Source organism: Ectothiorhodospira sp. BSL-9, from assembly GCF_001632845.1.
Lineage (GTDB): Bacteria > Pseudomonadota > Gammaproteobacteria > Ectothiorhodospirales > Ectothiorhodospiraceae > Ectothiorhodospira.
This window is the reverse complement of the sequence record NZ_CP011994.1, coordinates 3,305,824-3,323,343: the sequence shown is the minus strand read 5'-3', so window position 1 is coordinate 3,323,343 and position 17,520 is coordinate 3,305,824. Positions and strand designations below refer to the sequence as shown.

The 17,520-nt window shown below is 63.7% G+C and carries 17 protein-coding genes, 1 tRNA gene and 1 riboswitch; of the genes, 6 read left to right on the top strand and 12 right to left on the bottom strand.

What is annotated here, in order from left to right; all coding sequences use genetic code 11:
* Positions 1-24: 24 nt before the first annotated feature.
* From mfd to ECTOBSL9_RS15155, 6 genes are all read right to left on the bottom strand, one after another.
* Positions 25-3,510 (bottom strand): transcription-repair coupling factor, encoded by a 3,486-nt coding sequence (mfd, locus tag ECTOBSL9_RS15180; RefSeq protein WP_063465757.1) that lies wholly within the window; start codon positions 3,508-3,510, stop codon positions 25-27.
* Positions 3,511-3,631: 121 nt separating this feature from the next.
* Positions 3,632-3,838: a DUF2892 domain-containing protein gene (locus ECTOBSL9_RS15175; RefSeq protein ID WP_063465756.1), complete on the bottom strand. Its 207-nt coding sequence runs from the start codon at positions 3,836-3,838 to the stop codon at positions 3,632-3,634.
* Between the two features lie 109 nt (positions 3,839-3,947).
* Positions 3,948-4,826 (bottom strand): carbon-nitrogen hydrolase, encoded by an 879-nt coding sequence (locus tag ECTOBSL9_RS15170; protein ID WP_063465755.1) that lies wholly within the window; start codon positions 4,824-4,826, stop codon positions 3,948-3,950.
* A 30-nt stretch (positions 4,827-4,856) separates the two neighbouring features.
* Positions 4,857-5,276 (bottom strand): hypothetical protein, encoded by a 420-nt coding sequence (locus ECTOBSL9_RS15165; RefSeq protein WP_063465754.1) that lies wholly within the window; start codon positions 5,274-5,276, stop codon positions 4,857-4,859.
* A 67-nt stretch (positions 5,277-5,343) separates the two neighbouring features.
* Positions 5,344-6,195 carry a universal stress protein gene (locus ECTOBSL9_RS15160; protein WP_063465753.1) on the bottom strand — a complete coding sequence of 284 codons (852 nt, stop codon included), beginning with the start codon at positions 6,193-6,195 and terminating at the stop codon, positions 5,344-5,346.
* 87 nt (positions 6,196-6,282) lie between these two features.
* Positions 6,283-6,368 (bottom strand) — tRNA-Leu (locus tag ECTOBSL9_RS15155).
* Between the two features lie 158 nt (positions 6,369-6,526).
* Here ECTOBSL9_RS15155 and ECTOBSL9_RS15150 point away from each other — a divergent pair.
* Together ECTOBSL9_RS15150 and ECTOBSL9_RS15145 are read left to right on the top strand one after the other, a co-directional pair.
* The gene (locus tag ECTOBSL9_RS15150; RefSeq protein WP_063465752.1) at positions 6,527-7,249 is read left to right on the top strand and encodes a hypothetical protein; all 723 of its coding nucleotides are present in this window, start codon (positions 6,527-6,529) and stop codon (positions 7,247-7,249) included.
* A 140-nt stretch (positions 7,250-7,389) separates the two neighbouring features.
* On the top strand, positions 7,390-8,187 hold the full coding sequence (locus ECTOBSL9_RS15145; RefSeq protein ID WP_063465751.1) for a transglutaminase family protein: 798 nt from the start codon (positions 7,390-7,392) through the stop codon (positions 8,185-8,187).
* 74 nt (positions 8,188-8,261) lie between these two features.
* Here ECTOBSL9_RS15145 and ECTOBSL9_RS15140 read toward each other — a convergent pair whose 3' ends face one another.
* The 4 genes from ECTOBSL9_RS15140 to bluB all read right to left on the bottom strand — a co-directional run bounded on the left by ECTOBSL9_RS15140 (position 8,262) and on the right by bluB (position 11,255).
* Complete coding sequence (locus ECTOBSL9_RS15140) at positions 8,262-8,606, bottom strand: hypothetical protein (protein ID WP_063465750.1); 345 nt, start codon at positions 8,604-8,606, stop codon at positions 8,262-8,264.
* A 43-nt stretch (positions 8,607-8,649) separates the two neighbouring features.
* On the bottom strand, positions 8,650-9,138 hold the full coding sequence (locus ECTOBSL9_RS15135) for a YaiI/YqxD family protein (protein WP_063465749.1): 489 nt from the start codon (positions 9,136-9,138) through the stop codon (positions 8,650-8,652).
* Positions 9,139-9,196: 58 nt separating this feature from the next.
* Positions 9,197-10,351 carry a DUF2235 domain-containing protein gene (locus tag ECTOBSL9_RS15130; RefSeq protein ID WP_168161578.1) on the bottom strand — a complete coding sequence of 385 codons (1,155 nt, stop codon included), beginning with the start codon at positions 10,349-10,351 and terminating at the stop codon, positions 9,197-9,199.
* A 151-nt stretch (positions 10,352-10,502) separates the two neighbouring features.
* Positions 10,503-11,255: a 5,6-dimethylbenzimidazole synthase gene (bluB, locus tag ECTOBSL9_RS15125; protein ID WP_063465747.1), complete on the bottom strand. Its 753-nt coding sequence runs from the start codon at positions 11,253-11,255 to the stop codon at positions 10,503-10,505.
* A 48-nt stretch (positions 11,256-11,303) separates the two neighbouring features.
* Positions 11,304-11,506: riboswitch (cobalamin riboswitch) on the bottom strand.
* A gap of 46 nt (positions 11,507-11,552) precedes the next feature.
* Here bluB and ECTOBSL9_RS15120 point away from each other — a divergent pair.
* Complete coding sequence (locus ECTOBSL9_RS15120) at positions 11,553-12,194, top strand: ATP-binding cassette domain-containing protein (protein WP_063465746.1); 642 nt, start codon at positions 11,553-11,555, stop codon at positions 12,192-12,194.
* A 2-nt stretch (positions 12,195-12,196) separates the two neighbouring features.
* Positions 12,197-12,988, top strand: coding sequence for an iron export ABC transporter permease subunit FetB (gene fetB / locus ECTOBSL9_RS15115; protein ID WP_063465745.1), 792 nt, complete (start codon positions 12,197-12,199; stop codon positions 12,986-12,988).
* Positions 12,989-13,020: 32 nt separating this feature from the next.
* Here fetB and ECTOBSL9_RS15110 read toward each other — a convergent pair whose 3' ends face one another.
* Both ECTOBSL9_RS15110 and ECTOBSL9_RS15105 read right to left on the bottom strand, forming a co-directional pair.
* A complete protein-coding gene (locus ECTOBSL9_RS15110; RefSeq protein ID WP_082829994.1) occupies positions 13,021-14,202 on the bottom strand; it encodes an MFS transporter in 1,182 nt (393 codons plus the stop codon).
* Positions 14,199-14,765 (bottom strand): TetR/AcrR family transcriptional regulator, encoded by a 567-nt coding sequence (locus ECTOBSL9_RS15105; RefSeq protein ID WP_063465743.1) that lies wholly within the window; start codon positions 14,763-14,765, stop codon positions 14,199-14,201. Before ECTOBSL9_RS15105 ends, ECTOBSL9_RS15110 begins: the two co-directional genes overlap by 4 nt.
* A 189-nt stretch (positions 14,766-14,954) precedes the next feature.
* Here ECTOBSL9_RS15105 and ECTOBSL9_RS15100 point away from each other — a divergent pair, with 189 nt between their 5' ends.
* Together ECTOBSL9_RS15100 and ECTOBSL9_RS15095 are read left to right on the top strand one after the other, a co-directional pair.
* Entirely contained in the window at positions 14,955-15,281 is a 327-nt protein-coding gene (locus tag ECTOBSL9_RS15100) for a hypothetical protein (protein ID WP_063465742.1), read from the top strand.
* A 126-nt stretch (positions 15,282-15,407) separates the two neighbouring features.
* Positions 15,408-17,519 carry a molybdopterin-dependent oxidoreductase gene (locus ECTOBSL9_RS15095; RefSeq protein WP_063465741.1) on the top strand — a complete coding sequence of 704 codons (2,112 nt, stop codon included), beginning with the start codon at positions 15,408-15,410 and terminating at the stop codon, positions 17,517-17,519.
* The last annotated feature ends 1 nt before the right edge of the window (position 17,520 follow it).

Genomic DNA, 17,520 nt, shown 5'->3' with positions numbered 1-17,520 from the left:
GTTGGGGGCAGGGCCGGGCTGGCCTCAGGCCACGGCCTCCTGCTTGATGTGCATCTGCCCTGTCAGGCGGGTGACCGCGTCAACGCGCTGATCCAGGCTCTCCATCTCGGCGGTGAAGCGCAGCGTATCCTGGCCGTCCAGGCGGAAGCTTTCCGGTTGGGATTGCACCAGCTGGATCACGCTCATGGGATCCACCGGTGGATTGGGGTGGAAGATCAGCCTGCCACCCTTGGGCCCTACTTCCAGTTTGCGCACACCCAGGGGTTGCAGCCTCAGCTTCAGGCGAGTGGCCTCCACCAGGTTCCTGGCCTGAGCCGGTAGTAGCCCGAAACGATCCACCATTTCCACTTCCATCTCTCTGAGCTGGTCCGTGTCCTGGCAGGCAGACAGGCGCTTGTAGAGGATCAGGCGCGTGTGGATGTCGGGCACATAGTCATCGGGTAGCAGTGCCGGCAGACCCAGGTCCACCTCCGTGGTATCGGACGTGGTGTGATCCAGGTCCGGGACCTTGCCTTCCTTGAGGGCTTTGACGGCCCGGTCCAGCAGTTCGTTGTACAGGGTGAAGCCGATCTCCTGGATCTGTCCACTCTGCTCATCCCCCAGCAATTCCCCGGCACCGCGGATCTCCAGATCGTGGCTGGCCAGGGTGAAGCCGACCCCCAGATCCTCCAGGGACTCGATGGCCTCCAGTCGCTTGACGGCATCCTTGGTCATCCCCGAGGGATGCGGGGTGATCAGATACGCATAGGCGCGATGGTGGCTACGCCCCACGCGCCCCCGCAACTGGTGCAGCTGGGACAGGCCCATCTTGTCGGCCCGGTTGATGATGATGGTATTGGCGGTGGGCACGTCGATGCCGGTTTCGATGATGGTGGTGCACACCAGTACGTGGTAGCGACGGTGGTAGAAATCCAGCATCACCTGTTCCAGTTCCCGCTCACGCATCTGGCCATGGGCAATGCCAATGGTGGCTGACGGGATCTGTTCCTGAAGCTCCCGTGCAGCCTTCTCGATGGTCTGGACCTCGTTGTGCAGGTAGTACACCTGCCCACCCCGGCGAATCTCCCGCAGACAGGCCTCCTGGATCAGGGCACTGTTCCACTGGCTGACGAAGGTCTTGATGGTCAGACGCTCCTCCGGCGGCGTGGCAATGATCGACAGATCACGCAGGCCCGACAGGGCCATGTTCAGGGTCCGGGGAATGGGCGTGGCGGTGAGGGTGAGCATGTCCACCTCGGCTCGCAGGGACTTCAATCGCTCCTTGTGACGGACCCCGAAGCGCTGTTCTTCGTCGATGATCACCAGCCCCAGGTTCTTGAAGCGCAGGTTGCCCTGGATCAGTTTGTGAGTGCCGATGACGATGTCCACCCGGCCATCTTCCAGGCCCTTCATCACCTCCTGGTGCTGTTTCTGGGAGCCGAAGCGGGACAGGGATTCGATGCGTACGGGCCAATCGGCGAACCGGTCGCGGAAGTTCTGATCATGCTGCTGAGCCAGCAGGGTGGTGGGCACCAGCACCGCCACCTGCTTGCCGCCCTGGACGGCCACAAAGGCCGCCCGCATGGCGACTTCGGTCTTGCCAAAGCCCACATCGCCGCAGACCACCCGGTCCATGGGGCGCTCGGAGGCCATGTCGTCGAGCACGGCGTCGATGGCGCTGAGCTGGTCCGGGGTTTCCTCAAACGGGAAGGCGGCAGCGAATGCAGTATATTCCGCGCCTCGTGACTGGTAGGCATGACCCTGGCGCGCCGCCCGGCGGGCATAGATGTCCAGGAGCTCCGCAGCCACGTCGCGGGCCTTTTCTGCTGCCTTGCGCCGGGCCTTCGACCAGGTTTCCGTACCCAGCTTGTGCAGCGGGGCATGTTCGGGGTCGGCCCCGGTATAACGGCTCACCAGGTGCAGCGACGCCACCGGGACATAGAGCTTGTCGCCGCCTGCGTATTCCAGGGTGAGGAACTCCGTTTCCTGGCCACCGGCGGTGATCTTCTGCAGTCCAAGATAGCGCCCCACACCATGATCCTCATGGACCACGGGGGCGCCTGCGTGCAGGTCGGTGAGGTTACGAACCACCGCATCTGCATCCCGGGTGGGTTTGCGTCGACGGCGCTCCTGGCGGGCCTTCTCCCCAAACAGCTCGGATTCGGTGAGTACCGCAATCCCCTCGCCGGGCAGGCAAAGGCCGGATTGCAAGGGGCCGATGGTGATGGCGGGGGAGGTGTCTGATGCCAGAAATTCGGCCCAGGAATCCACCTGATGCGGGACGACCCCCAAGGGTCGCAAGGTATCCAGCAGCACCTCGCGACGACCGGGGGACTCTGCCATGAGCAGTACCCGACCCGGAAAGCCCTGCAGGAAGTCATTGAATGCCTTGGCGGGCTCGGCCTGCCGGGCCTGCAGTCGCAGGTCGCCAGGGGGGCGCGCATCGGCGTTTTGTGCGACACCCTGGGCGCTGTCTTCCACAGCCTCGCTGACCAGGGCCAGTGTGGGCCAGCCGCGCATGCTGCTGGCGACTTCCTCGACCCCGAGGAAGAGGCTATCCGGTGGAAGCAGGGGGCGTTCGCGGTCGTGACGGCGCTGTTCGTAACGATGGGCCACCTGATCGGCAAAGGCCTGTGCGGCAGCCAGGGTATCGCCTACGTGGACGGCCAGGGTGTTGTCGGGCAGGTAGTCGAACAGGGTTTCCATCTGCTCGAAGAACAGCGGCAGATAGTACTCAATGCCCGCCGGAGCAGCACCCTGGCTCACCTCCCGATAAATGTGGCTGGCCTGGGGGTCTCCCTCGATCACGGTGCGGTAATGCTGGCGGAAGGCCTTGATGCCCGCCTCATTGAGGGGGAACTCATGGGCGGGCAGCAGGCGCACCTCATGGATCGTTTCACGTGAGCGCTGGGTTTCCGGATCAAAGGTGCGGATGGTCTCGATCTCGTCGTCCAGCAGATCGATGCGATAGGGGGCATCGCTGCCCATGGGGTAAACATCCATCAGGGCACCACGCACGGCATACTCACCGTGCTCCATCACCTGACTCACATGCTGATAGCCGGCCTGCTCGAATCCTTCCCTGAGTTTGTCCCGATCGATCCGCTCCCCCTGTTGCAGCATCAGACACTCCGATTGCAGCCAGGCCCGGGGGGGCAGGCGCTGCATGAGGGTGGTGATGGGAATGATCAGGGTGCCGCGCTTCAGGGCGGGTAGGTGGTAAAGGGTTTCCAGTCGGCGGGAGACGATGTCCTCGTGGGGAGAAAACACGTCGTAAGGCAGGGTTTCCCAATCGGGCAGGGACAGGGTTGGAAGATTCTCTCCGGCCAGGAAGAAATCCAGTTCCTGCTCAAGGCGCTCGGCAGTCTGGGTGTCTGGCGTGATGAGCAGGGAAACGCCACGGTGTCGACGAGCGGCCTCAGCGACAGCGAGCCACAGGGCGGAACCAGAAAGGCCTCCCCATCGGGCCAAATGGCCGGCGGTGGGGAGTTCAAGTGCGTTAAGCGGGTTGGACTTGCTGTTTTGTGGCATTCGGTATGCGCGCGGCCGGGGTATGTTTCAGTAGGCCGCCGATTATACCGTGCCCTTTTTATTTACGCGCCCGATCCCCGCGAGCGGCGGACCGGGATGGCCTGTTCAGCCTTTGGGCGAATCAGGCCTCCTTGTCTGGGTCTGTATTCATGCCCAGCAAGTTATAAGCAGGGCACCAGCCGATGGTGGCTGTGGCCAGCGGGATCAGGCCGAGCCAGCCCCAGGGGGTTTGTGGACCGACGAAGACCAGAGCCAACAGCACCAGGCCTACCACGACGCGGATCATGCGATCGTTGGAGCCCATGTTTCTCATTTCTTCAAAATTCATCTTCAAAACCTCCTCGGGTTCGTACAACAACCCCCGACTCTACAGGGAAAAGGGCATCGTGTCGTTGATAAGATTGGAATCACTGCGCGAAATTTCCGTATGGATCTGCTCAGGTGTCCCGATAGCGTTTCAGCAGGTCGTCGTAGGCATCGATGCGTCGATCCCGAAGGAAGGGCCAGATACGCCGCACGGCTTCGCCCCGGGCCAGATCCACATCCACCAGCAGGCAGACCTCCTCATCGGTGGAGGCCTGGTCCAGAAATTCCCCCTGCGGTCCGCAGACGAAACTGCTGCCCCAGAACCGGCTCCCGGCGCTGACGCCGGAGGGGTCGGCCTCGAAGCCCACCCGGTTGCAGGCGGCCACGGGCACACCATTGGCCACCGCATGGGCTCGCTGCACGGTGATCCATGCCTCCCGCTGGCGTGCCTGTTCCTCGGCGTTGTCGTCCGGATCCCAGCCAATGGCCGTGGGGTAGATCAGTAACTCGGCGCCTGCCAGGGCCATGAGCCGCGCGGCTTCCGGGAACCACTGATCCCAGCAGACCAGCACCCCCAGCCGGCCCACGGAGGTGTCCACGGGATGAAAGCCCAGATCGCCGGGGGTGAAGTAGAACTTCTCGTAATACCCCGGATCATCGGGGATGTGCATCTTGCGGTAGCGTCCGGCCAGGCGGCCATCGCTGTCCAGCACCACGGCGGTGTTGTGGTAAAGCCCGGCGGCACGACGCTCGAACAGCGAGCCGACGATCACCACGCCCAGTTCCGCCGCCAGTTCCGACAGGGTCTGCGTGGTGGGGCCGGGGATGGGTTCAGCCAGATCGAAGACTCCGGTGTCCTCCGTCTGGCAGAAATAGGGGCCCGTATGCAATTCCTGCAGGATGACCAACCGGGCCCCCTGTTCGGCTGCCCGGCGGATGCCTGCCAGGCTCTTTTCCAGGTTGGCCCGGGTGTCATCGGTATTGGATTGTTGAATGAGTGCAATACGCATGATGTGGGGTCTGCGGGTTTCAGGGAGGGGTCAAAGCCGGCGTCGGAAGCTGCGCACGGCCAGGTAAAGGTGAAAACAGGCCAGCAGCATCAGGCCCAGGCTGACAAGGAATATCCCGCCATACGCCCCGAACAGCATCAGGATCCCCAGGGTCATCAGGCAGGCGCCGGTGGCACCCTGGATGATGAGGCTGTTGATGGGGCCGGCGTTCCAGGTGGACATGGTCAGGAACCACCAGCCCATGGGGATGCCTGGGGCTGAGAACAGCAGCACCAGTTGCCGGGGTACGCCCCCCAGATAGCCCACACCGATATAAATGCCCAGTCCAGCCACCATCAGCAGGCCCACGCCCACGGCGGCAATCCGGTAGGTGGGCTGACGGGAACGCAGCCAGGGACGTCTGGCTGGCCGTGGATAATCGCTGGAAGATGGTTTCTTGGCGGGTAGCATTGGATTCCTGCCGGGATAGGCGTTCTTATCCCGGTCCAAGGGTGTCTCGGGGTATGGGTGTCGGGTGTCAGCGCAGGATCAGCAGTGGTATGCGGCACGTCTTGAGCATTCGCGTGGTCGTGCTGCCCACGAAGAATTGTCGTACCTTGGAATGTCCGAAGGCCCCCATGACCAGTAACTGAATGTCATGGTCCTGCTGGTAGGCAGTCACCGCCTCCTCCACGGTGCCAGGGCGGATCTCTGCCTGCATGGTAAAGCCCTGGCGTTCCAGAATGCTTTGCGCTGCGTGGATCATGGCGCGGTTGTCGGCGGTATCCTTGCCCACCATGAGCAGGTGCCCCGACAGGCCGCTAAGCAGCCGGCTTTGCGCCACCCGGGCCACCACCTTGTTGGCAGCTTCACTGCCATCGTAGGCAATCAGGAAGCGCTCCGGGGGAGCGTAATGTTCGGGGACGATCAGTAGCTTGGGACCCAGGGTGCGGATGATGGTCTCCAGATGGCTACCCACATGCCGCATGTCGTCCCCGGAGTCATTTCCCCTGCGGCCCACCACGACCAGGCGGGCCTCACCCTGCAGTTCCCTGAGTACGTGCGCGATGTCCCCCTGGCGCAGCAGATTGCCAGGTTCCAGGATGCCCTGGCGCATCAGGCGATCCGCGGCATCATTCAAAATGGCCTGCCCCTGTTTGTGCAGCAGTTGCCGTCTGGTCTGCTCTGCCTGCTCCAGTTCGCCGTGAAGTGCCTCCCGGTGCCCCAGGGTCAACTCCTGGCGAACCTGTTGGGTTGTAACGGTTTCCAGCGGCGTGCTCACATGCAGCAGCATGACAGGGAGGTCCATGCGCCGGCTAGCCCAGGCCGCGTAATCACACACGGACGGCGAAGCACGGGATCCATCGACACAGGCAATGACGTTGTTCATCTGGGATCACCTCCAGCACATCGGTCGGCGGCAGGCGGGACAGCCATTTGCCGCCGTGATATCCATTTGGACTGATCCGATGGAATATGGTGCCCGGAGCCGGACTCGAACCGGCACGGCCTGAGGCCGAGGGATTTTAAATCCCTTGCGTCTACCAATTTCGCCACCCGGGCGGGATGATTGCGGGCGCTGCGCCATGTTCTACTGGTGCGCCGGCAGGTGGCAGTATAACGGCCCCGCCAGAGCGGTCAAAGCAATGGGCTTAAGCCAGAGCTCCCGATGCCGCTATCCTGAAGTGAGTGTCTTTCATGACTGACCAAGGAAACAGACGATGAGTGCCAAATCCGAGAGCTTGATGAGGCTGGTGGCCCTGACCCGCAGCAGCGAGGAAGTGGGCCCGTTGCTGGCGGACTACGTGCAGCGAAAGTACCACGTCAAGGATATATCCTCCTTCATCTCCGGCGATGTGGAGGGGGTTGACGACAAGGAGGCCCTGTACGAGCAGTGGGCGCAGTGGATCGAGAATGGTGAGCTGGATCGGTTTGTCATCGATGAACCCCCCGAGGGTCTTGACGATGGCGAAGACGGTCAGCCCTTTCAGGATCCGGAGGAGGCCTTGCTGGACATGGTGGAGGCCGAGCCAGAACGCCGCTCGGCATCGTCGCCCACCCCGCTGCATCCCGGGATGATCCCGGAAGCAGCCCCGGAACCGGAGTTCACGCCAGAGCCGGAGCCGGCCCCGGAGCCTATGCGGGAGCCGATGCCGGAGCCGCCCATGACACCACAGGACTCAGACGAGGACGCAGACATGGCCGCAGAGCCGGAAAACACACAACCGCAGCCCGAAAGCGCTCCGGAGCCCGATACGGCCCGCGTCGAGGAATCGACGCCCCAGGCCCCGGCGGCCGCCGGCAGCCTGGACGCGATCGTGGCGTCCATGATCAGCGCCCGCCTGGAGGCATTGCCGCCGGCAGAATCGCCTGTTTCGGAAGAGCGAATCCGTGAAATCGTCCGCGAGGAGGTGCGCTCCATGTTGCGCAACATGCTTTCGTAGCAGCTTACCGAGATTTCCCCCCCTGCGGCGGTGTAAACTGGCATCGAGGGGCGGCAAGCCCCGGATGTGTGCGTCGTGGTGCCCCCGGGTCCGGTGGGCACCGTGCACAAGGTGGTTGGCAGCGACCCGGGAGGTCGAGCATGTGGTTGCGGGTGGGTTGTACCCTCGAGATGGACTTTCAGGTGGAAAGTCCCATGTTGTTGCTCATGAGGCCGCGTAGCGATGCGCACCAGTGGGTGGCCCAGGATCGCTATACCGTATCGCCTGGTATGCCGATCATCGAATATACCGACATGTATGGCAATCTCTGGCAACGTTTGACTGCGCCGCCTGGTCATTTCCAGGTTCGGGTGCAATCAGAGGTACAGGTGCCCGCCAGGCTGGATCGGGCGCCGGGCGCACCTTTTGTGCTGGTGCAGGACTTGCCGGATCACACGCTCATGTATCTCACACCGAGCCGCTACTGCGACTCCGATCGTCTGGGTCAGCAGGCCGCACAGATCGTGCGGGGAAAGATCCCCGGCTTTGATCAGGTGGAGGCCATCGCCCGCTGGACCCATCAGCACATGACGTATCTTACCGACTCCGATCCCACCCCCATCTCGGCCCGGGAGGCCATCGACCGGGGCAATGGGGTATGCCGTGACTTTGCCCATGTGGGGGTCGCCCTGTGCCGGAGCCTGAGTATCCCGGCGCGCTATGTGGTGGGCTATCGGTACCGGCTGGTACCCATGGACCTGCATGCCTGGTTCGAGGCGTACGTGGGTGGCCAGTGGTTTACCTTCGACCCCACCCAGTCCGAGCCTGAGGCGGGACGGGTGCGGCTGGGCTACGGCCGGGATGCCTCGGATGTGCCGGTGTTCAACCAGTTCGGCCCACTGGTGATCCCCTCGCGTATGGATGTGTCTGTTGAAGAGATTGATGGCCTGATCCACTGAGCCGCCCCTTGGGGCGGCCGCCGTTCACGAGGCTGCCCCCCAAGGGTCTGCCCAAGGGGCAGGGGCGGATCGTTTCACTCCAGGGTTTCCACCTGCTGCAGGTGCAGACTGCGCCCCTCCTCGGGGGCGTAATGGAAACGGCCGGTCACCTTGACGGTTTCCCCCAGGTGCGGGGCAATCATGTCGTCGGGTTCCACGGCCACGCGGCGCAGTTGCTCGTCTTCTATCCAGTAGTGCAGGGGTTCCTCCAGATGGCGCACCACCCCCTGGGTGGTGACCAGCTGGCCGTCATGGCTGGCGGGTTGGGAGGCAAGCACCATCAGCGGCACTTCCGAGGCGGTTTCCTCGCCGCCGCAGGCGGACAGCATCAGCCAGGTGGTGGCGGCGGCGATTATTGGCAGGGAACGGGCGAATTTCATCAGAACTCCTTTGCAGGGGGGGATGCCGTGGTAGGGCATCGGGTCAAGCACGAGCGTTTCGCTGCAGCCAACGATCCAGTTGATTGGCAAAGGCCTGTCGGTCGCCCTGGCTGAGGGCCGGAGGACCGCCGGTATCGACGCCGCTTGCCCGCAGGGTGTCCATGAAGTCCCTCATTTGCAGGCGTTGGCGGATGGTGTCCCGGGTGTACAACTCACCCCGCGGGTTGAGTGCCTGGCCCTGTTTGTCCAGCACCTGGGCGGCCAGGGGGATGTCGGCGGTGATGACCAGATCCCCCGGTGAGACCCGTCGCACGATTTCATCATCGGCCACGTCATAGCCAGCACCCACCTGCATCGTCTTGATGAAGGGTGAACGCGGCACCTGGATGAACTGGTTGGCCACCAGTGTGACAGGGATCCGGGTGCGCTGTGCCGCGCGAAACAGGATCTCCTTGATCACCACGGGACAGGCATCCGCGTCCACCCAGATACGGGGGCCGGAATCGTGAGAGGCGGGTTCGGCAGATGTCATCGGCCCAGTATAAACCACCACACACCACGTTTCCGTGCCGCATCCCCATGTGACGGCCCTACCGGGTATTCGCTACATCCATCGGTTCGATCAGTTCTCCCTGCGGATTGACCAGATTCAACGGACGATAAGGTGACTGTTTCGGAGGGAGTTGCGAAGCCTGTTCAATGCGATCCAGCGTGGCCTGATGGACCATGGCGTTGCGGGCAGCACCCAGGCCGGCCCGATGCCGGGCCTCGGCGCCAATGAGGCGCGGGCGGTTATCGTCGATCCAGGGCCAGTAAGCCGTGAGCTTGTATTGCAGGTTCAGGGAGTCGTGGGCCGGTGCAAAGGGATTGGGAGAGAGGCACTCCTCGATCATGCTCTCCTCGATGTGCAACCCCAGGGCCTGGGCCTCGCGCAGCATCCACAGGAAAGGGACATCGGCCAGGGCCTTGTTGTCGTAGCCGCCGCCCACATCCGAATGGACGCCGGGGAACCAGGCCTGTACCACCTGCTGATCCACCCGGCTGCCATCAAAGCGCCGTGCCTGGGGCGGGGTGGACGCATCCCCGTCCGCTAACGTCCACAGGGTGGGCTTGAAAGGGCCGCGCTGCTCATCAATGGCCAGGGCATGAAAGGCATTCTCCACCAGTGGGCCCAGCGTGGTGTCATGAAAGTTGACCCGTCGTCCCCCCTGGGCAAAGGAGGCCAGCGCCGGGATGGGCACACCCAGGGCGCCCACCGTGTCGAAAACACCCAGCATGCGCACGCTCAGGGTTTCCTCCGGATGACGCCGGATGCGCTGGAGTTGGCGATGCTGGCGGCTTTGTGGGCGCCGCTCCGGTGGCACGCGGTAGTAATTCATGGCCAGATCCGTCTCGCCCTGATGCTCCCGGCAGAATAGCCCGGAGGTGCCGATCATCCCGCACAGGGACCGCGCCGTGTAGGCACCCCGGGAAAACCCGAAACAGAAGATCTCGTCGCCAGGTTCGTAGTGCTCCACCAGCCAGTTATAAGCCCGTTGCAGGTTTTCATTGAGCCCGAAGCCAAAGGCCCCGCCGCGAAACCGGGTCCACCGGGACGAGCCGACCCCGGATACGTAGTGCTTCAGTTGGTAAGCATCGTTGGCGGGCTCCTCGGGGATCATCCCGAAGAGTCGGAAGATGTGGGTCTGAGTCTCTTCCTTGGCCCAGGTGCCGTCACAGCAGACCACGAGGCGTTTTCTTGTCATTGGGTTCATCCCCATGCGGTTGGGCCCAAGCGGCCACTACCATGAGCGTAGCAGGGGATTCACGATCGGTAAGGCCCTGCACGGGCCGAATGCCGTCGGCGCCCGCAGGGGCGCCGACGGAGAAGGGCGCAGGGTGCGCGGGAGCCCGGGTCTAAAGCGGCACTTCGGAGCGGCTCGCCCTGGCCTGGCATGCCTGAACGGCCTTGACCAGTTCGTCGTCCTCGGCAGGGGTGTGCCCCCAGCCATCCATATGGATCAACTGCTCCAATGGCAACCGGGGGCGCCAGCCGGCGGCTTCCAGTTCGGGCTTGTCATGAAAGTGGCTGACCCGGCCAATGCACAAATAGGCCACGGGCACGATCTCATCGGGAAGATTCAGTACCTGGCGGATGTCCTCGGGCCGGAAGATGCTCACCCAGCCCACGCCCAACCCTTCGCTGCGTGCCGCCAGCCACAGGTTCTGCACGGCGCAGACCACGCTGTACAGGTCCATCCGGTGGTCGTGGGTGCGACCGATCACCACCGGGCCGGCGCGGTCCCGGTCGCAGGTGATGCACAGATTGATGGGTGCATCCAGGATGCCTTCCAGGCGCAGGCTGCGGTAGGTCTCCTGTTTTTCGCCCTCGAACATCCCTGCCGCCTCTTCGTTGGCACGGGTGAAGGCCTGATGGGCTCGATGCTTGATTTGTGGGTCCTTGACGACCACAAAGCTCCAGGGCTGCATGTAGCCCACCGAGGGTGCGAAGTGGGCTGCGGTGAGGATGCGCGCCAGCATGTCATCGGGCACCGGGTCGGGCAGGAACTGTCCCCGCACGTCCCGCCGGCAGAGCATGTTGCGATAGATGGCCTTGCGTTCGGCCTCGTTGAAGCGATGTTGATCAGGTGTTGAATCACCAGCCTGCATGTTGTTCCCCTTGTTCAAGCAGGTGGGACGGCAGCCCGGCCTTGCTGCCGTGCAAAGAAACTGTCGGGCCGGTCTTCTGACTCGGGTTCGTCCCGCGCAGACGCCTTCCCGCCCATGGCAGTGGCTTGATGTCTGCGCGATCCCCCTCACAGCGCTGGGCGCGTTGCGGACTCGGTGATCATCGATCGATCACCCCACCGCATTCCCGATTCTCCCGTGGATGAACGGGCACCCGACAGCGGGTTGATGAATTCTCCGGCGCAGTATAGCGGATCGTTCGTCCGGTATACTGCCGTGATGGATGCACCCACCTTCACTGCCACCGCTGACCCCTTGCTGAAACTGACGGGTTTGCAATCCGATCATGTGGGGCCGGTCGATCTGGAACTGGCGCCAGGGGAATTGTTGCTCATTGCCGGGCCCTCCGGCGCGGGCAAGTCGCTGCTACTCCGGGCCATTGCTGATCTGGACCCCCATCGTGGCCAGGTGTGGCTGGCCAACCAGCCGCGGGATACCATCCCTCCCGCCTCATGGCGGCGTCAGGTAGGGTATCTGCCGGCAGATCCCGTGTGGTGGGCGGACACCGTGGATGAGCATCTCACGGGGGTGCAGGACGACTGGCTGCAGCAGTTGGGATTTCCCCCGGATGTGCGCCAATGGGAGGTGGAACGCCTCTCCAGCGGCGAGCGTCAGCGCCTGGCGCTGGCAAGGATGCTGGGCAACGGCCCCCGGATGCTTCTCCTGGATGAGGCCACGGCCAATCTGGATCCGGAAAACACCCTGCGCATGGAAGCCCTGGTCATGGGGTATGTGACGGAACGGGGAGCCGGGGCCATCTGGGTCAGCCATGACCACGAGCAGCGCGACCGGCTCGGTGGCCGGTTGCTGATGATGGATCAGGGACGGCTGGCTGAACTGGCACGGCAATCGAGGTCCTGAGCATGGATGTGATCTATCTCTCTCCCTGGGATCTGAGTATTGCCGCTCTGCTGGTCATTGCCCTGGCGGTCCTGACAAGCCGCGTGGGCATGGGGCTTTCCCGAAGCCTGCTGGTGGCGGCCGCGCGCACGGTGATCCAGTTGCTGCTCATTGGCCTGGTGCTCACCACCCTGTTCGAACACGCGGCCCTGTACTGGGTGGCCCTCATGGCGCTGATCATGCTGCTGGTGGCGGGCCGCGAGGTCATGGCTCGCCAGGCGCGGCGTTTTCGGGGCTGGTGGGGATACGGCATTGGCACGCTGGCCATGTTCACCTCGGCCTTCACGGCCACCGTCCTGGCCCTCACGGTCATCATCAGTCCAGCTCCCTGGTGGGAGCCCCAGTACGCCATCCCCCTGCTGGGTATGCTGCTGGGTAACACCATGACGGGTATTGCTCTGGGGCTGGACCGTCTCACCACCACGGCCTGGCAACAGCGGCGCATCATCGAGGGGCGCCTGATCCTGGGGCAGACCTGGTCGGAGTCCATCCAGGATATCCGCCGCGATGCGGCCCGCAGTGGCCTCATGCCCATCATCAACGCCATGGCCGCCGCAGGCATTGTCAGTCTGCCGGGCATGATGACCGGTCAGATCCTCGCCGGCATACCGCCCATGGAGGCGGTGAAATACCAGATCCTGGTCATGTTCCTGATCACCGCCGGCACGGGTTTTGGCACCTTGGGCGCGATCTGGTTGGGGGCTCGGCGCCTGTTCGACGAACGCGAGCGCCTGCGACTGGACCGGCTGGCCTGAGCAGGGCTCATGCTGCGCAGGGGCCTGAATGTTCAAGGGCTTTGCCATGTCGTCGCGCCGCGTTCATTCAGTAACCACGAGAACAGCCAGGCGACAGCAAGCCCCACGATGGCGAAGAGCATGAAGGTGGCCACATGGCCTTGGGTGTCTACCATCCAGCCGGCCAAGGGGGAGCCGGCCACCTGGCCCAGGGACGTGGCGAGCAGCGGCATGACCGGACCGAGGGCGGGCGCCTGATCCATGATCTGGATGCTCCTCACCAGGTAGAAGCCGGTGAGGATCATGTATCCGGCGCCAAACAGGGCCGCAGATGACAGGGCGAGCGCGAAATTCCCGGGATCCAGGGCCAGCAGTCCGATCGCGGCCGCCATCACGGTGAGCCCGCCAGCATGGCTGAGCGCCGGCCCGAAGCGCGAAATGAGATCACCGGCGGTGAATCCCGCGATTCCGCCCAGCCCCACAGCCAGCCACATCCAGGCGGTCTGGCTGGACACCAGCCCGCCAGAAGTGATCACTGCGTCGGGGGCAAATACCCAGTAGACCGCGCTCACGGCTCCCATGGCGAAGGCCATGCCACTCAAGCGACCGATGGCAAGCCACTGCATCCAGTGTATGGGCGGGGAGGTGGGGTGAGTCCGCGAGGGTGAGGCGGGACGCTCATCCCGAGGCAGATAGACCAGGGCCGCCAGGACGCCCATGGCGGCCAGGGCGGCAAAGCCCACATAGGCGCTGCGCCAGGCCTCTGCCCAGATCAGGACGGCCGGCATGGCAAGGGCGATGCCCAGGCTGGTGCCCGCATTGATGGTGGCATTCACCCTGCCGCGAAGGTGGGAGGGCACCACGCGATGAACCGCTTGTGCCATGACCGGTGAGGACAACCCGGTGCTGATCCCGCAGATCAGCACACCCACAGCCAGAAATACCGCTGAAGGCGCCTGGGAAATCGTCAGCAGACCCAGCGTGGCGAGACCGGCAGCGGTGACCGCTCCGCGACGCACCCCAAGGCGGCGCGTGATCCAGGGGGCCACGACGATGGCGAAGGCAAAGCTTAAAAAGGGCAGGGAGCCGATCACGCCTGCCATGGTGGGTGTGATGGTCAGTTCCTGGCGCATTTCGGGCAAAAAAAGCCCGAACACGAAGCGAGCCAGGCCGTAGGTGATGGCGATGATGCCGCCACCGAGGGTTGCCATGCCGAGGGGGGATAAGGGTTTCATTCAGTCTTGCCTTGGGCCGCTGAGAGCAGGGTGTCGGTCATTGTTTGCGTATCCGCCAGGGCCGTTGGCGTGCCCAGCAGGGCGACGGCCGTGTTGCTGCCTTCCAGCACCATGAAGAGACGTCGCGCCAGGCCCTCCTGATGATCCAGCCCGTCGCGGGCCAGGCTGTCCTCAAGGCGCGCTAGCAGGTCGGTCTTGGCGGCCACGGCCAGCGCGTGAATCCCGGCACTGTGCTCGGCGAACTCCCCCATGGCTTTCACCATGATGCAGCCATGTCGGCTGTGACTTTCCAGCCAGCGGCAATGGGCATCCACCAGGGCCCGGGTCACCTGGCCCGGCGCGGCCGCGGTCGCTGCCGCATCGAGGCTGGCCATGAAGCGTTCATGACGCGTCGCCAGCACGGCCGCCACCAGGGCCTCCTTGGAGGCAAAGTGGTTGTAGAGGGTCATGCGCACGACCCCGGCGGCCGCCACGATGCGGTCGATACCCGTGGCATGAAAGCCCTCCTCATAGAAGAGTCGCTCCGCCGTGGCGAGCAGTTGGTCGCGTTTGGAGGCTGGCATGGGGTGCCCTATATAGATGGATCAGTCTATATAAATATGAACGTCACCGCTGCGGGTGTCAAATCCTCTTTTATTTCTTATAACCATATTGGGGTTGTGTTTTTAGAACTTAATAGAACATGCTGCGGTCCTAATTCCCGATAAGAGCATCATCAATCACCCACATTTTTCAGCAGGAGGGTCAGGGCCATGCTTTGGGTAGCTGTTTGCGTATCGCTCGTGACGATCCTGGTGGGTGTGTGGTCGGCCTCCCTGTCAGCCCGGTCGTCGGATAGGACTGCCGCAGGCGTATCGAGGAACGACTTTTGGGTGCGTGTGCTGGGTGTGTCGCTCACGCTCTTCATCGCAGAGCGCATGTTCCGCGTGGAGCAGGCGGGTTTAATCCTGGGCTTCGTGGTCTGGTGGGTCGCCCTGAACCCCATCGTCGCCTTCATCTCCATCTTCGCGGTCATGGGCCTGAGACAGATGGTGATCGCGATTTTCGAGCCGGAAGACCCTGATGCCGGTTCGGCCTGATGGCCGATACCTCAGTGTTCGCCCGGTTATTCGAATGAAGGGTCGATCTCCCGCATACTCGAGAGCACGGTTCAGAAACTCCCCAATCCATTGCCTCACCGGCGTTTCTCGAGGACGACCCACCCCATGGCCACCGTAAAAAGTACCTGCTACGAGTGCGATGCCAACTGCGCCATCGACGTAACGCTCGACACCAGCGGCGAGCCCGTCAAGATCGACGGGCCCGATTGCCCCCGATGCTACGTTCAGCTGGATCGGCGCAACCATCCGGATCGACTGATCCATCCTCTGCGGCGGGTGGGGCCCCGAGGTGGGGGCGAGTTCGAGCGCATCTCCTGGGATGAGGCGCTGGACACCATTGCCGAGCGCCTGAGCGCTACACGCGCGCAGCATGGCGCCGAGACGGTGGCCTTTTTCGCAGGCTACACCAAGGAGGCCCGCCCCCAACTGCAGCGACTGGCCCATGCCTTTGGATCGCCCAACTACATGACCGAGAGCGGTTGCTGTTTTTCCTCCACCAAGGTGGCGGAAGAGGTGACCTTCGGTACCAAGATCAAGACATCCTCCACCGTGGCCTCCGAGGCCACCCGCTGCCTGCTGGTGTGGTCCACCAACCCGCGTGGGTCCATCCCGCCCTTTCACCAGCATGCCCTGGCCCGGGCCAAGCCCGGGCGCCCCATGATTGTGGTGGATCCGCGCGTGACGCCGCTGGCGGAGCAGGCCGAGGTTCACCTGCAGATCCGGCCTGGCACCGACGGGGCATTGGCACTGGGCATGCACCACCTCATTTTCGCCCATGGCTGGCAGGACCAGGCCTTCCTGGACGAGTGGGCCAACGGCGTGGAGGGTTTTCGGGATTACGTGGCGGCATTTCCACCGGATCGTGTGGCGGCCATCTGTGGCATCGAGGCGGCCGATCTCGAGCGCGCAGCGCGGTTGTATGCCACCCTCTCGCCGGCGCAGATCATGCTCTCGCCCACCTCCACGGTGCAGCACAGTAACGGCTTTCAGAACCATCGTGCGGTCATACTGCTGGCCGCCGTCACGGGTAATATCGACCGCGAGGGGGGCAACCGCTTTTTCAATGACAAGGTCACGCCCAAGCCCATCGATCTTTTCGATCATTGCCTCAAGAATCTGCCGCCGCGCATCGGCGACGAGACCTTCCCGGTATGGACCCGCCACTGGCCAGCGGCCCAGAGCATGCTGTTGCCCGACGCCATCCTGGAGGGGCGGCCTCAACCCATTCGTGCGCTACTGGCCATGGGCATCAATACCGTCATGTGGCCCCATTCGCAGCGCATGGAGGAGGCCCTGGGCAAGCTGGATTTTTTCGCCGCCTCCGACTTCTTCCACAACCCGGCCACGCGCATGGCGGACATCGTCCTGCCCGCCGCCACCAATCTGGAGCGCACGGCGCTGATCGCCTATCCCGGCTGCAATTTCCGGGGCGAGTTGCGCTATCGGCGCGCTGCCGTCAAGCCGCGGGGCGAGGCGCGCCCCGACGCCGAGATATTCCTGGACCTGGGTGTGCGCCTGGGCATGGCGGATCAGTTCTGGAACGGCGACCTGGAAGCCTGCTGGGCCGAAGCCGCCGAAGGGATTCCGGAGAGCATTCGGGATCAGGTCTACAACGACCCGGATGGGGTGACCGTGTTTGCGGGGGTGCTGGATGAGCTGGTGGAGCATGGATTTCTGGAGGGGGATCGCCAGTACCGCCTGAACGGGTTCAAGACCCAGAGCGGCAAGGTGGAATTCGATGCCGGGGAACTGCGCGATGCCGGGCACGATGGCTTGCCGGTGTGGTGCGAACCCGCCGAGAGCCCCGTGTCCACACCCGAACTGGCCAGGGATTACCCGCTGGTGCTCACCAGTGGTGCCCGTCACAAGCATGCCACCCACTCCCAGCATCAGTATCTGGAACGCATGCGTCGGGCAGTGCCCGATCCCCTGGTGGAACTGCATCCCAGTGACGCCGCTGTCCGCGGTATCGGCGATGGGGATATGGTGGAAGTTAGCTCGCCGCGTGGGCGGGTCCGGTTTGTGGCGCGCGTGACCGACCGTATCAAGCCCGGGGTGGCCCACTGCGCCCACGGCTGGAATCATGCCAACGTCAACGAACTCACCGATGACCGCAAGCTGGATCCCATCAGTGGCTTCCCGGCATTCAAGTCGCTGCTGTGCCAGGTGACGCGGGTGCACGAGGAGTCTGGGGATCAGCTGGCGGAAGCGGGTTGAA

Coding starts and splice junctions, on each gene's coding strand:
- ECTOBSL9_RS15140 (WP_063465750.1), bottom strand. CDS start 8,606: ATGAAATTCGCCCGTTCCCTGCCAATAATCGCCGCCGCCACCACCTGG.
- ECTOBSL9_RS15175 (WP_063465756.1), bottom strand. CDS start 3,838: ATGAATTTTGAAGAAATGAGAAACATGGGCTCCAACGATCGCATGATC.
- ECTOBSL9_RS15100 (WP_063465742.1), top strand. CDS start 14,955: ATGCTTTGGGTAGCTGTTTGCGTATCGCTCGTGACGATCCTGGTGGGT.
- ECTOBSL9_RS15170 (WP_063465755.1), bottom strand. CDS start 4,826: ATGCGTATTGCACTCATTCAACAATCCAATACCGATGACACCCGGGCC.
- ECTOBSL9_RS15150 (WP_063465752.1), top strand. CDS start 6,527: ATGAGTGCCAAATCCGAGAGCTTGATGAGGCTGGTGGCCCTGACCCGC.
- ECTOBSL9_RS15110 (WP_082829994.1), bottom strand. CDS start 14,202: ATGAAACCCTTATCCCCCCTCGGCATGGCAACCCTCGGTGGCGGCATC.
- ECTOBSL9_RS15145 (WP_063465751.1), top strand. CDS start 7,390: ATGTGGTTGCGGGTGGGTTGTACCCTCGAGATGGACTTTCAGGTGGAA.
- ECTOBSL9_RS15165 (WP_063465754.1), bottom strand. CDS start 5,276: ATGCTACCCGCCAAGAAACCATCTTCCAGCGATTATCCACGGCCAGCC.
- ECTOBSL9_RS15105 (WP_063465743.1), bottom strand. CDS start 14,765: ATGCCAGCCTCCAAACGCGACCAACTGCTCGCCACGGCGGAGCGACTC.
- fetB (WP_063465745.1), top strand. CDS start 12,197: ATGGATGTGATCTATCTCTCTCCCTGGGATCTGAGTATTGCCGCTCTG.
- mfd (WP_063465757.1), bottom strand. CDS start 3,510: ATGCCACAAAACAGCAAGTCCAACCCGCTTAACGCACTTGAACTCCCC.
- bluB (WP_063465747.1), bottom strand. CDS start 11,255: ATGCAGGCTGGTGATTCAACACCTGATCAACATCGCTTCAACGAGGCC.
- ECTOBSL9_RS15120 (WP_063465746.1), top strand. CDS start 11,553: ATGGATGCACCCACCTTCACTGCCACCGCTGACCCCTTGCTGAAACTG.
- ECTOBSL9_RS15095 (WP_063465741.1), top strand. CDS start 15,408: ATGGCCACCGTAAAAAGTACCTGCTACGAGTGCGATGCCAACTGCGCC.
- ECTOBSL9_RS15130 (WP_168161578.1), bottom strand. CDS start 10,351: ATGACAAGAAAACGCCTCGTGGTCTGCTGTGACGGCACCTGGGCCAAG.
- ECTOBSL9_RS15160 (WP_063465753.1), bottom strand. CDS start 6,195: ATGAACAACGTCATTGCCTGTGTCGATGGATCCCGTGCTTCGCCGTCC.
- ECTOBSL9_RS15135 (WP_063465749.1), bottom strand. CDS start 9,138: ATGACATCTGCCGAACCCGCCTCTCACGATTCCGGCCCCCGTATCTGG.